Origin of the sequence: Flavobacterium sp. RHBU_3 (assembly GCF_046613565.1) — a bacterium.
Taxonomy (GTDB): Bacteria; Bacteroidota; Bacteroidia; order Flavobacteriales; family Flavobacteriaceae; genus Flavobacterium.
The window spans coordinates 21781-36092 of the sequence record NZ_JBKJHC010000020.1 but is presented as its reverse complement, the minus strand read 5'-3'; the positions used below and the strand labels follow the sequence as shown (position 1 = coordinate 36092).

10 protein-coding genes are annotated in these 14312 nt (G+C 41.8%); 9 read left to right on the top strand and 1 reads right to left on the bottom strand.

All coding sequences use genetic code 11. From position 1 onward, the window contains the following. The coding region (locus ACLI1A_RS19110) for a hypothetical protein (protein WP_411410302.1) at positions 1–2694 on the bottom strand (2694 nt) is incomplete at its 3' end. Positions 2695–3093: 399 nt separating this feature from the next. Between ACLI1A_RS19110 and folE the strand changes: the two genes are divergently transcribed. The 9 genes from folE (at position 3094) to ACLI1A_RS19065 (ending at position 14250) form a co-directional block, all read left to right on the top strand. Beyond that, on the top strand, positions 3094–3765 hold the full coding sequence (gene folE, locus ACLI1A_RS19105; RefSeq protein WP_411410301.1) for a GTP cyclohydrolase I FolE: 672 nt from the start codon (positions 3094–3096) through the stop codon (positions 3763–3765). A gap of 18 nt (positions 3766–3783) precedes the next feature. Further along, positions 3784–5265 (top strand): cysteine--tRNA ligase, encoded by a 1482-nt coding sequence (gene cysS / locus ACLI1A_RS19100; RefSeq protein WP_411410300.1) that lies wholly within the window; start codon positions 3784–3786, stop codon positions 5263–5265. 7 nt (positions 5266–5272) lie between these two features. Then, positions 5273–5524: a membrane protein insertion efficiency factor YidD gene (gene yidD / locus ACLI1A_RS19095; RefSeq protein ID WP_411410299.1), complete on the top strand. Its 252-nt coding sequence runs from the start codon at positions 5273–5275 to the stop codon at positions 5522–5524. Between the two features lie 77 nt (positions 5525–5601). Beyond that, positions 5602–6552, top strand: coding sequence for a prolipoprotein diacylglyceryl transferase (lgt, locus tag ACLI1A_RS19090; protein WP_411410298.1), 951 nt, complete (start codon positions 5602–5604; stop codon positions 6550–6552). A gap of 138 nt (positions 6553–6690) precedes the next feature. After that, complete coding sequence (locus tag ACLI1A_RS19085; RefSeq protein WP_411410297.1) at positions 6691–8463, top strand: OstA-like protein; 1773 nt, start codon at positions 6691–6693, stop codon at positions 8461–8463. A 15-nt stretch (positions 8464–8478) separates the two neighbouring features. Beyond that, a complete protein-coding gene (locus ACLI1A_RS19080; RefSeq protein ID WP_411410296.1) occupies positions 8479–9678 on the top strand; it encodes an aspartate aminotransferase family protein in 1200 nt (399 codons plus the stop codon). Between the two features lie 120 nt (positions 9679–9798). After that, entirely contained in the window at positions 9799–11196 is a 1398-nt protein-coding gene (locus tag ACLI1A_RS19075) for a tetratricopeptide repeat protein (protein ID WP_411410295.1), read from the top strand. A gap of 74 nt (positions 11197–11270) precedes the next feature. Beyond that, positions 11271–12011 (top strand): shikimate dehydrogenase family protein, encoded by a 741-nt coding sequence (locus ACLI1A_RS19070; RefSeq protein ID WP_411410294.1) that lies wholly within the window; start codon positions 11271–11273, stop codon positions 12009–12011. Between the two features lie 142 nt (positions 12012–12153). Continuing rightward, positions 12154–14250, top strand: coding sequence for a DUF349 domain-containing protein (locus ACLI1A_RS19065; RefSeq protein ID WP_411410293.1), 2097 nt, complete (start codon positions 12154–12156; stop codon positions 14248–14250). Positions 14251–14312 lie beyond the last annotated feature (62 nt).

Below are 14312 nucleotides of genomic sequence, written 5' to 3'. Positions count from 1 at the left end.
GCCATTACCCATCGCAGCCTGGATTTCATCCAGCGCATCCTGTAGGTTAAACGCAGCTACATTATCGTTGTTAAAGTCACACTCTTCAAGTGGCGTTGGCGTTGGGGCTATCGGTGCCGGCTGCACGTCAAGGCTCACCGCGGCTACTATGTTACAGCCGGTTACCACATCGGTTACAAGGGCGTAAATCGTAGCATCCGACGTTAAATACGGGGTGCTTTCGTCTATCTGTTGGGTAGTAGCGGCATCTGTGTAGTACGCTACTGAATAACCCGGCTGGCCACTGGTAATAACCGGGGTTACTTCCGTAAGGTCAAATAATCCTTCGCCAGGGGTTTCTTCACAGGCATAGAATACCGGTGTGGTTAAATCTGCCTGTGGCAGCGGGTTCACAATCAGGTTGAAGCTATCGGTATCCCAACAGCCGTAAACTGTTTCCACACGTACCCAGATCTCCTGTTGGTCAGGAACGGTGTTCTGGAACGCTGATGGGTTTTGTATTGCGTTTTGGCCCAACTGGGCATCGGTGTTGCTTGTATAATACGTTACCGTAGCGGTAGCGTCTGTAGTGGCTTCTGCGTTTTTGGTTGTTAGGTCAAAGGTCTCAATGCCGTCAAGAGCCGGAGCTGTATCGTCGCATAGTATGTAATCCGATACCGGTAGTACATCCGGTTTTGGGTGGACGATAAGTTGTACTGCTTTAATGGCATAACATGCGGTGGCATCGCCAGCCGCTACTACCCTGATGTATACGTTGCCCGAACCTTCGTAAGCAGAAGGATTGGTAATCTGTCCGGTAGTGCCTCCCGCCTGGGCAGTGGCATTGCTGGTATAGTAGGTTATGGTATAACCGCTTTGGTTATTTACAGCCTGGTTACCCGCCGGGATAAGGTTAAATAATTCTGTACCATTATTAGTAACATCGTCGCAGGCTTCAAGGGCGGTAGGCGTAGTAAGTACCGGTGGGTGTACTATGGTAACCACAAACGAAGTCTCATCGGTACAGGTTACAGAGCCATTACCAGTTTGAGCCAATACATATACCGTACGGGTTTGGGTTAAGATATCCCCAGGATATAACTGGATACCGGCACCACCTGTAGCAGTACGGTAAACAGCACCTGTAATAGCTTCAAGAGTATAGCTACCGCACTCTGTCACATCTGAGTATTCAGGAGCAACAGGTTGTGGATAAACTGTTACCACAAAGCTGTCTTCGTCTGTACAGGTATTTGGAGCTGTACCATTAACAGCATATACATATATAGTTTGTGTAGCAGTTATAGCTGTACCAACGGCAAGCATGGTTCCTGTTCCGCCAGTACCGGTATAGTAGTTACCCTCACTAAGTGCAGGAAGCACATAGGTATCGTTACTGCAAATAAACACATCGGCAGGGGCTGTAACCTCAGGTTGCGGAGTAACTACAATTAAGAAGCTTGTAGTTCCATAACAGTTAACATCAGCATTATTGGTTACACGAACATAAATCATTCCACCTGAAGTTGTATAACTTTCAGGTACTGCTATAGCATTAGTATTAGCGTCGGCATCAGCCTGAGAAGTATAGTACGTAACTGTAAACTCATTCGGGTCCGCCAAAGCAAGTGCAGGTCCATCCTGAGCGGTAAGATCAAATGTTTCTACGTTATTATGATCCTGGTCACAAGCATAAAAATTAGAGAGTACCGGTGGCTGCGGCGCAGGATTTGCATGCAGCGTAAACGACCTTCTTATTTTACAACCTGTATTATAGTCTTCTACAGTAATCCACATTACCTGTCCATCTGTACCCGAATAGGTTTCAGGGGTATAAATAAAAGGAAAACCTTCTATTGCATCGGCTTCACTTTCATAATACGTAATAGGATAAAGACTTTCATCCTGACCGTTTAATATTGTAGCGTTATTTTCGGTTAAATCAAAAGTATAAGGAGAACTACCTACACCACAAATAGTAATATCTTCAGGATCGGCTGTAGGGAAATCGCCAGGACCGGTAACCACTACACTATCAGTAATAGCACTTGAACCACAGGCAGGGTTTGTAATACTTACCGAATAAGTACCCGGTGAACTAATAGTTAAAGATGTACCATTAGCTCCAGGTATAGGAGTTGGTCCATTATACCATTGAATAACTGTTAGGTTACTATTATATGTCCCCTGAGGTGTAAATACCGCATTTATGTTAGCAGTAGTATCAGGACAAAGAATAAAATCCTCACCAATAGTAAGCGGGCAAAGAATAGCACAACTTGTAGAACCTGAACCCGTTTGGTTAGTATTGGTCTGGGTAAGACTAATACTACCGGCACTACCGTTAAAGTTAGTAATAAGTACAACGTAGAACATACCCGACTGTGCATTCGGAATATCAATTTGTTCTGTTGCAGAAGCAGAATAACTACAATCTACCTGAGTAGTACTGTTAAGATTTGAAGGTCCACAAATAGGTGGCGGCCCTACAAAAGGCCCCCATGCAATAAAGTCAACATCAATAGGAGTACCACTTGTATTCACCTGGGTAAGGTTAAACACAAGGTTCCCCGATGTATCAATTTGCATATAAAACCATGCCGGGTTCGGCTGAGAACCGAGGCAACCATAACCCTGGGCATCGCCTGGTGTTATTGATGTACCTGTGGCACTGGGAAATGTAAGCGTACTGCCGCCTGCACAAAAGGGGTCCATGGAGGCACAGTTACTTCCTTGTCCGAAAACATTTAAAGTAAGCAAACTAAGAAAGCAAAATAAGTAGTATTTCTTCATTTTCAGAGAATGATTTTTGAAACGCGAAAATTACAATAAAATGAACTTTACGCAACATAAAATTCACATTTTTTATGTTAACATTTCAAAAACCGTATACCCTACCCTATTTTGTGAAAAAAATTATTTTTAACACATTTTCATAGAAAATAGACTATAGCTGATGCATTAGCTAAAATTTAGAAAAATACATAAAAAGAGTTCAATTACTAAAAAAGAGTTAATTACATTCTCTTTTGCAAAGCCTTTTAAACATAGGTTAACAATAAAAGTTTTCTAACTATCTTTGCACACTATTTATATACGCTAACATATATTGTAATGACTCATAACGACGATTTTCGCGACGACCTTGGCGAGAACCATATAGCAACCAGCGCCGAAACCCCAATCAGGGAAGACGCTTTTCAATTATCTGACGAAGAGAAAATTGCACTTATAAAAAAAGATGTAGAAAGCATTCTGCAAACACTGGGTATGGATCTTACAGACGACAGCCTGAAAGGCACACCTAACCGTGTAGCCAAGATGTTTGTAAAAGAGATTTTTGGAGGTCTTAACCCAAGTAAAAAACCGGGTTCATCTACATTTGAAAACAAATACAAATACGGCGAAATGCTGGTAGAAAAAAACATAACCGTTTATTCTACCTGCGAGCATCACCTTTTACCTATTGTAGGGCGCGCACATGTTGCTTATATTAGCAACGGGTCTGTAATAGGACTAAGCAAGATGAACCGTATTGTAGATTTCTTTGCAAAACGCCCTCAGGTACAGGAACGCCTCACTATGCAGATAGTACAGGAAATGCAGCGTGTACTGGGTACACAAGATGTAGCCTGTGTTATTGATGCCAAGCACCTTTGCGTTAACTCACGTGGTATCCGCGACATAGAAAGCAGTACGGTTACCAGCGAGTTTGGCGGAAAATTTAAAGAAGACAGTGTACGCAGGGAATTCCTTGATTACATTAAACTTGACACCCAGTTTTAAGAAAATTAAACCATTTATATGCAACTTAATCTTAACCAGCAACTAAAGATATACAACTCGCTTTCGGGCGACAAAGAGGTGTTTACTCCCATCTTAGATGGAAATGTAGGCATGTATGTGTGCGGCCCTACCGTATACAGCAATGTGCACCTGGGCAACTGCCGCACCTTTATATCTTTTGACCTGGTTTACCGCTACCTTAAACACCTTGGCTACAAGGTAAGATATGTGCGTAATATAACTGACGTAGGCCACATAGAAGATGATGCCGACGAAGGTGAAGATAAAATTGCAAAAAAAGCCAGGCTGGAAAAGCTGGAGCCCATGGAAATTGTACAACAGTATTCGGTAGATTTTCACCAGATACTGGAACTGTTTAACAATATGCCACCAAGCATAGAGCCTACCGCTACCGGACACATTATAGAGCAGATAGAAACCATAAAGGAAATTATAGCCAATGGTTTTGCTTACGAAAGTAATGGTTCGGTGTATTTTGATGTGGTTAAATTTAACGAAAACCACAACTACGGGCAGCTTAGTGGCCGTAATCTTGACGATATGCTGGCCAACAGCCGCGAACTTGCCGGACAGGACGAGAAACGCAATTCTGCCGACTTTGCGCTGTGGAAGCGTGCCGAGCCTGAACATATAATGCGCTGGCCTTCTCCTTGGGGCGACGGTTTCCCGGGGTGGCACCTGGAATGCACAGCCATGAGCACCAAATACCTGGGTAACCATTTTGACATTCACGGCGGCGGCATGGACCTTAAGTTCCCGCACCATGAATGTGAAATTGCGCAAAACGAAGCTGCTACAGGCCATAGCCCAGTAAACTACTGGATGCATGCCAATATGCTTACGCTAAACGGCAAAAAGATGTCGAAATCTACGGGTAACAACATACTGCCACGCGAGATTTTTACCGGTAATAACCCGTTCCTGAGCAAGGCGTTTTCGCCATCGGTGGCGCGTTTCTTTATGCTACAGGCACATTATAGAAGTGTACTTGACTTTAGCGATGAGGCCATCACGGCATCTGAAAAGGGTTACAACAAGCTAATGGAAGCCTTTGCTACACTGGAGGAAATAACTCCGGCCGCAACGTCTACCCTTGATATTGCTGCATGGAAACAGCTGTGCTACGATGCCATGAACGACGACTTTAACAGCCCTATACTGATAGCACACCTGTTTGAAGCCGTAAAGTTTGCTAACCTGCTTAAGGAAAATAAGGAAACACTTACACAAGCCGACCTTGACTGCATGAAGAAAACATTGTACAGCTTTACGTTTGACGTACTGGGACTTAAGGATGAAAAAGGACAGGACGGCAGCAATGACAAACTGGAAGGTGTGGTAAACATGCTTATAGAAATGCGTAGGGAAGCCCGTGCCAATAAAAACTTTGCATTGAGCGATGAAATCCGTAATCGCCTTACAGAACTGGGTATAGAACTAAAAGACACCAAAGAAGGTACTACCTTTAGCGTAAAATAATACTGAAATGAAAGCAGGGCAGATAATTACAGCTCCATTTATACTCCTGATACGGGTATACCAGGCAGCCATATCTCCCCTGCTTCCATCAGCCTGCAGGTACTCCCCTACATGTTCTCAATACACTCTTGAAGCCCTTAAAACCCACGGGCTTTTTTACGGAGGATGGCTGGGCATAAAACGCATAGTAAGCTGTAATCCGTGGGGAGGGCGTGGCTATGACCCCGTTCCTGAAAAAAAATGTGCGCATAAACATTAATTAACAGTTTTTACTGTAACAAACCTTACTTTTACAGGACAAACAGTTTAAATTTAAAAAAACACAAAATAAGATACATGATACACAGCCTAAGCTTTACATGGAACAGCGCCGAAGGTGTAGATATTGGACCATTGAAACTGCGTTTTTACAGCTTAATGTTTATAGTAGCCTTTGTACTGGGCTGGTACATAATGAAAAAGATTTACGACCGCGAAGGCGAATCTACGGATAAGCTGGATAAGTTGTTTATCTATACCGTGGTAGCCACACTACTTGGAGCCAGGCTTGGGCAGGTGTTTTTTTATGACTGGCCTTATTTCAGCAAGCACCCGGCAGAAATATTATTACCATTCCGTTGGGATGATAAAGGAGATTTCGAATTTACAGGCTTTGCAGGCCTTGCCAGTCACGGTGCTGCTATAGCTATAATACTTTCATGCATTTGGTATAGCAAAAAGATAATCCACAGGCCTATACTTTGGGTATTAGATCGTGTGGTGATACCCGTAACCAGCGGTGGTATTTTTGTAAGGATGGGTAACTTTTTTAATAGTGAAATCTTAGGTGACGAGGTAAAAGACCCTAATATGCCTACCGCTGTAAAATTTGTGCGCGGTGAAGATTGGTTAGGTAAATCAGAAGCCATGAAAATAACCGGTGCAAAAACACCAGATGAAGCATACCATCTTATAGCGCAAGATCCGCGTTTTGCTAAAACCCTTGAAAATATACCTTACCGTCACCCGGCGCAGTTGTATGAAGCATTTATGTACATATTTGTATTTGCTATACTTTTTTACATGTATTGGAAAACACCTGCACGTAAATACAGAGGACTTCTTTTCGGGGTATTTATGGTCTTCCTGTGGACGGTGCGCTTTGTGGTAGAATTTGTAAAACAAAGCCAGGGCGGTTTTGAAGGCAAAAACCCTATACTTTCTACCGGACAATGGCTAAGTATACCATTTATACTTATAGGTATCTACTTTATCATTACCGCTAAGAACAGGACTGAAACACTATAATATAAACCGCCCGAGTGGCGGTTTCTTTTTAGGCATTATTATTGCCATACTTTTTATAGGTAAGTACCGTTTTATAAGCGTTTGCTAATACTGAAAATTAAGATGTTTTTGTGTAATTTTGCTCAAATTTCCTATACTTTGAAGAAAGCGTTTCTTGTTACTATACTCCTTACCCTATGGTGGCTGCCGGGTTTTGCGCAGCCAAAACCTGCACAAAAAAGCAAGGTCATTATAGAAAATGCCGATTACACTGACCGAAACCAAACCGAAATACCCGGTGCGGTTGTTCTTACCGGCCATGTAAGGCTAAAGCATGAAGGTGTAACCATACTTTCTAACAAAGCCTATTACTTTGAGGCTGAAAATTACGCGAAGCTATTTGGCGATGTGGTAATGAACCAAGGTGATACACTTTACCTGAACAGCAAATACGCGGAGTACAACGGCGAACGTAAATTTGCTTTTGCCAGTGGTAATGTAAGTATGAAATCACCCGATACGCGCCTGGTAACCGATACTATTTATCTGGATAGAAATATACAGCAGGCTTACTACCGTACACCCGGTACCATAACCAGCGGAGAAAACGTACTGAAAAGCAAATCAGGGCGCTATTATATTCCACAGAAAAAATACCAGTTTACAACTGCTGTAACACTTACTAACCCTAAGTATGTAATGAAGTCAAACCACCTGGACTACTATACCAGTCCGGGTCATGCATACGTATTTGGGCCAACAACCATAACCGGTAAAAACAATTTTATTTATACCGAAAAAGGGTTTTACGACACTAAGAAAGACCAGGCCAAGCTGTTTACAAATTCATATATAGACTACGATACACAGCGCATTAAAGCCGACTACATTTACTACGATCGTAAAAAGGAATTCTCAAGCCTTACCGATAATGTAAGCGTGCGGGATAGTGTAAACAAATATACTATTCGTGGCCACTACGGTGAAGTATTTAAAGCTAAGGATTCACTTTTTGTAACAAAGCATGCTGAAGCTGTTACCCTAGTAGAAACCGACTCAGTATACATGCACGCCAAGCGTATGCTGGTAACCGGTAAAGAAGGCGCACGTATTATACGAGGATTTAACGATGCACGTTTTTACAAGGTAGATATGAGCGGCAAATGCGATTCGATACATTCGGACGAAGCTAAAGGACTTACACAGCTTATAAAACGACCGGTGGTATGGAACGGCGACAGTCAGGTGACAGGCGATATCATTCACCTTATATCCGATAATAAAACCCAACAGCTCGACAGTATTAAAGTACTGAACAATGCCTTTATAGTACAACTGGATACCGTATGGAGTTTTGCACACAGGGATAAACCCCGGTATAACCAGGTAAAGGGTGTAAACCTGTATGGACGCTTTTGCGACAACAAACTTTATGAAATAGACCTTGTAAAAAATACCGAGAAAATTTACTATATGTACGATAGCGATAACACGCTTATCGGCATAGACAAAGGCGTAAGCAGTAAAATACATCTTGATATTGAAGACAACCAGATTGTTTCGGTAACCTCTTTAATAAAGCCTTTTAGCGAAAGTTACCCCGAAAATCAGTTTGCAGAAAATGCACGGAAATTGAGAGGTTTTGAATGGCGCGGCGATGAGAGAATACTCACAAAAGACGATATTTTCCCTGAGGAAGAAAAGAAACTCCATGAGGAAATACTAAAGAAAACGGGTAAGCTAAAACAAAAGGAAGACAAACCCCTGGAGCCGCTAAAGGAAACCCTGAACTGGGATAAAGAGCACCCGAAACCAAAACCTGAAGGAACAGAAACAACGGCTCCCGTCGCAACTACTCCAGCTGTAGCACCTGCGGCTAAGGTTTCTACCCCAAAAGCTCCGGCTAAGAAGGATAAAAAAACAAAATCTTAATAGCAACGTACACCAATGCTGAACGATTTTTACAAATACCAGACACAAACCAGCAAACACCCCCTTGGTATTGCAATATCGCATGCCAAAGGGAGCTATATATATGATGTAGATAACAAGCCCTACCTCGACTTTGTAGCGGGGGTATCGGCGGCAAGCCTGGGGCACCAGCACCCAAGGGTAACACAGGCCATAAAAGATCAGCTGGACAAATACTCGCACGTTATGGTGTATGGCGAATATGCCCAGCACCCAGCGGTAGAGTTTTGCAGGCTATTAGCACAGCACCTACCGGAAAAGCTGAACAACACCTACCTGCTTAACAGCGGCACCGAAGCTACTGAAGGCGCCCTAAAACTGGCACGTAGGGTTACGGGCCGCAGCCAACTTATATCGTGTTTTAATGCATATCACGGCAATACCATGGGTTCTATGAGCGTTATGGGTTTTGAGGAGCGCAAACAAATATTCCGCCCACTTATACCCGATGTGGATTTCATAAACTACAATAATGAGGCCGACCTGGAGAAAATTACGACCAAGACGGCAGGTGTTATACTGGAAACCATACAGGGAGGCGCCGGTTTTGTAGAACCATATAATGATTTCCTTAAAAAAGTACGCCAGCGCTGCGACGAAGTAGGCGCACTAATGATACTGGATGAGATACAACCCGGATTTGGCCGTACAGGAAAATTATTCGGATTTGAGAACTACGATGTAATACCCGATGTTATTGTTATGGGCAAAGGTATGGGTGGCGGTATGCCTGTAGGGGCATTCACCGCATCATCTGAAATGATGGATTTACTGAGTCACGACCCAAAACTGGGCCACATAACTACTTTTGGCGGACACCCTGTAATAGCAGCGGCTTGCCTCGCAACTTTGCAGGAAATTCTTGAAACTGACATTATGGCACAGGCACTGGAAAAAGAAAAATTGTTCCGTAGCTTGTTGGTGCATCCGTTAATTACCGAAGTGCGTGGTCGTGGCCTTATGCTTGCTGCAATGACCGAAAACGATGATATTACTAACAAAGTGATACTTCGCTGCCACGAAAGGGGGCTTATTTTGTTCTGGCTGCTGTTTGAAGGAAAAGCCATACGCATTACTCCTCCCCTTACAATTTCGGATGATGAAATCCGCGAAGGGGTTGGCATTATTCTTGAAGTAATGGATGAAGTGATGCATGAGTTGGATAACAGCCGATAATTGGTTGGCATGTAGATTATTCAACATTTTGTTAATTAATTTGTTTAAAAGATATTTAAAGAATTTCTAATTAGGGTGAAGATTTTGTAACTTTAAGAAGGATATTTAAACCGTAGGAGTATGAATTTGAGTCACGAGGAAGAAGATCGCAGTTTATCCTTATCAAAGTTCGAATCGATGTTGAAGACCAACAAAGTATTCTTCTTTGACTCTGAAGAGTTTGAGGACATTATCCTCCACTACCTCGACAGCGGAAAAATAAATTTAGCTAAGAAGGCCTTAAAATTAGGACTGGAACAACATCCCAGATCAACAGGCTTAAAATTAGTACAAGTAGAGATTTTAGTTTTTGATGATAAACTGGAGCAGGCAGAACGTTTACTGAACGACCTTTATGCCATAGAGCCTACTAACGAGGAAATCTATATCCAGAAAGCCAATATTTACAGTAAACGCGACCAGCACGATAAAGCTGTAGAATACCTTAAAACAGCCTTGAAATATACAGACGACTATGCCGATGTATACTCGCTGTTAGGTATGGAATACTTGTTTATGGATAACCTGGAACTGGCAAGGGAAAACTTTATTAAGTGCCTTGAGGAAGACCTTGAAGACCATTCGGCACTATACAATGTAGTGTACTGTTTTGACTTTTTGGATCAAAACCTTGAAGCCATTGATTTCCTGAACAGTTTTATAGACAAACAGCCGTACAGCGAGGTAGCCTGGCACCAGCTTGGCCGTCAGTATTACGCTATTAAAAACTATGAAGAAGCCTTAAGGGCATTTGAATATGCTACGCTAATAGACGAAGTGTTTTTGGGCGCATTCCTGGAAAAAGCTAAGACGCTTGAAAAGTTGAAGCGTTATGAAGAAGCCATAGAGTGCTACAACACTACTATGGAGCTTGATGACCCTACATCATTTGCGCTGCTTCGTGTGGGCAAATGTTACGAAAGACTGGGCAATAAGGAAAAAGCGCTGAAGTATTACCTAAAAACGGTACACGAAGATCCGTTACTTGATAAAGCATGGATAGCTATAACTGATTTTTACTTACGCCTTAAAAATTACCAAAAAGCGCTGTATTACGTAAATAAGGCCATAGGTATTGATAACGAAAATAAGGTATACTGGAAACGCTATGCAACCATAAACACAGCCCTTAAGTTTTATGAAGAAGCTGAAGAAGGTTATCGTAAGGCAGTAGAGTTTGGTGATTATCAGCTCGACACCTGGTTATTTTGGATCGATACGCTGCACAGCCTTGGCGAAAACGACAGTGCTATTGAAACACTGAACCAGGCTGCAGAATACCATGCTGATGAATACGAAATTGAGTACCGATTAGCAGGTTTATACTTACAGCAAAGCCAAACCGATAAGGGTATTTATCATCTTAATAATGGCCTGAAACTGAACTACCGTCACCACACGTTGCTGGAAGAATATTTCCCTGATGTGTTTTACTTACAGGTTGTTCAGGACGAAATGAAAAAATACAGGAAACGTTAAGTTAACATTTAATGAATATATTTACCCGGCTTAGTATATTTGCCGGGTTTTTATTTTAATCAATTTCATACATCGTGAAAGAAAGAATATTTGGCCTTGTGGGCCGCAACATCAGCTACTCCTTCTCTGCCGGGTACTTCAAAAAAAAGTTTGAAAAACTTAAAATTGAAAGTGTATCGTACCGCAATTTTGATATTGATGAAATTGATGAACTACCATATATACTAAAAAACACTAAGGGAATAAAAGGGCTTAATGTAACTATTCCGTATAAGGAAGAGATATTACCTTTACTGGATAAACTTTCCAAAAATGCCAAAATAATAGGTGCTGTAAATACTATTACCGTATCTAGAAAAGGTAAGCTTAAAGGCTATAATACCGATTACTTCGGGTTTAAGAAATCACTAAAGCCACTGCTGAAAAAACACCACGAGAAAGCCCTGATACTGGGTACCGGCGGTGCGGCTAAAGCCGTAGCATTTGCATTACGAAAGATGAAGATTGAATACGATTTTGTTTCGCGCAGCGGTAATGAAGAACTGTTTGGTTATGCCGACCTTACCGAAGATGTTTTCAGCGAATACCACATCATCATCAACACCACACCTGTAGGAACTTTCCCAAATGTGGATGAATGCCCCGAACTGGACTATTCATTGTTTACCAAAAAGCATATTGCTTACGATTTAGTGTACAATCCGGAGGAAACAAAATTTCTTCGACTGGCAAAGGAAAACGGGGCAAAAACCATGAATGGCTACAAAATGCTTGTGTATCAAGCCGAAAGAGCCTGGAAAATATGGAACCGTTAAACCGTATTAATCATTTTGTTAATATTGTTATAAAATTGATTTATAATTCAGAAAAATTATCTGTATAAGATGTTTTTCTTTGAATTTTCAAGAGTGTTTAGTATCTTTCGGCAATAAAGCTAACCCCTTAAGCATTAAAAAAATGTTAGAAGAAAAGAATGACAACCTGCATGATGCAGATGGAACCCCGATTACAGGAGCCGGAGACACCTTTGAAAACGGCTACATTCCTGAAAACAAAGCTGTAAGTAATGAGGAACTTCCGGAAGATACCGAAGACCTTAAAGAGCAACTTCACGAAACGGAAGGCCAACTTCCTTTTGCCCCAGCCGAAGTTACCGGAGCTGAACCTGAAGAAACACCTGAAGCAGAAAAATCCGAGGAAACTACCGCACCGGAACCGGTTGCTGAAGAAGTTACAGAAGTAGTTGAGACCAGCGAGGAACCTGTAAGTGCGGAAGCTGAACATCATGATGAAGATCATTCTGAAGAGGTACCTGATTATGGCGATTTTTCTATGGAGCAGCTTACGGCTGAACTGGAAAAACTTACATCAGGTGAAAGCGCTTTGTCTGTAAAAAACCGCGTTGAAGAAATTCGTCGTGAGTTTTACAACAAGTATAATCATTTTATAGAAGAAAAAAGGGACGAGTACACTAACGATAATGGTGGAGATACCTCGGGTTTTGAATACCATTTCCCATTAAAAAATACATTTGACAGCCTTTATAATAAGTATAGGGATCAGAAAAATGCCCACTTTAAAAAGGTGCAGAATGACCAAAAAGCTAATCTAGATAACAGGATAGCAATTATAGAAGAACTAAAGGTATTAGCTGATAACGGCAGTAACCTTAAAGACTCTATAAAACAGGTTAACGAATTGAGGGAGCGCTGGAAAAATGCCGGCCCTATACCAAGGGATAAATACAACCACGTATTTAACAACTTCCACTTCCATATAGAGCGTTTTTACGACCAGCTACACCTGGACCGCGAGGCACGCGACCTGGACTTTAAGCACAACCTGGACCAGAAGCTTAAAATTATAGCACGTGCGGAAGAATTAGCTAACGACACTGATGTAAGCAAGGCTTTCCGTGAGCTACAAGCGCTACACAAGATATGGAAAGAGGAAATAGGCCCGGTATCTCGTGAACACCGCGAAGAAATATGGAACCGTTTTAGTGAACTTACCAAGCAAATACACGAAAAGCGCGAAGCACTTGTAAGCCGTATCCGCGAAACAGAAAATGAAAACCTGAAGAAAAAACAGGAAATTATAGCCGGTATTGAAGCAGTTGCTGCCGAAAAGGTAACAGCGCACAATGCATGGCAGGGACTTATAGACCGCGTTGAAGCCCTTAGAGAAGAATTCTTCAAGGCAGGTAAGGTACCACAAGAGGTTAACGAAGAAGTTTGGGCTGCATTTAAAGATGCGGTAAGAAACTTTAACAGCGTGAAAAACTCTTTCTACAAAGACATTAAAAAAGACCAGCAGACCAACCTAAACCGTAAACTGGCACTTGTAGAAAAAGCAAATGAACTTAAAGAAAGTGATGACTTTGCCGCCACTACTGCTGTAATGAAACAGATACAGGAAGAATGGAAAACTATAGGCCATGTTCCGCGTAAATACAGTGATGCCGTATGGAAAGACTTTAAGGCTGCATGTAACCATTATTTTGACAGACTGCATGCACACCGTAATGAAGCCAATAAAGACGAACTGGATGCCTTTGAAAAGAAAAAAGAATATCTGGATAACCTTAAGACATTTGAGCTAACAGGCAATCATAAAGAAGACCTCGATGCTATAAAACAGCATATAGAAAACTGGAAGACTTTGGGGCGTGTACCTCAGGCCCGCAGGCATATAGAAGGTAAGTTTAACAAGATATTAGATGCACTGTTTGACAAACTGAGCCTGAGCAAGAAAGAAAGCGAAATGGTGCGCTTTAATAACAGGCTGGAGCAACTATCTGAAGGTGACAACAACACCCGCAGACTGGAAAACGAACAGATTTTCATTATGCGTAAAATTGAAGAAGTGCAATCTGAAATATTCCAGTTAGAGAATAACATTCAGTTTATCAGCAATGCCAAAGCGGATAACCCTTTTGTAAAAGAAGTATACAAAAGTATAGAACGCCATAAAGAAGAGCTGAAAACCTGGAAAGAAAAGCTTAAACACATACGTACATTAACATCGGCTCCGCCGGAGGAAGAACAACAATAAAAATTAAAGGCTGTCTAAATTTAGACAGCCTTTAATTTTATACCCTAATACGCTTTTATCAA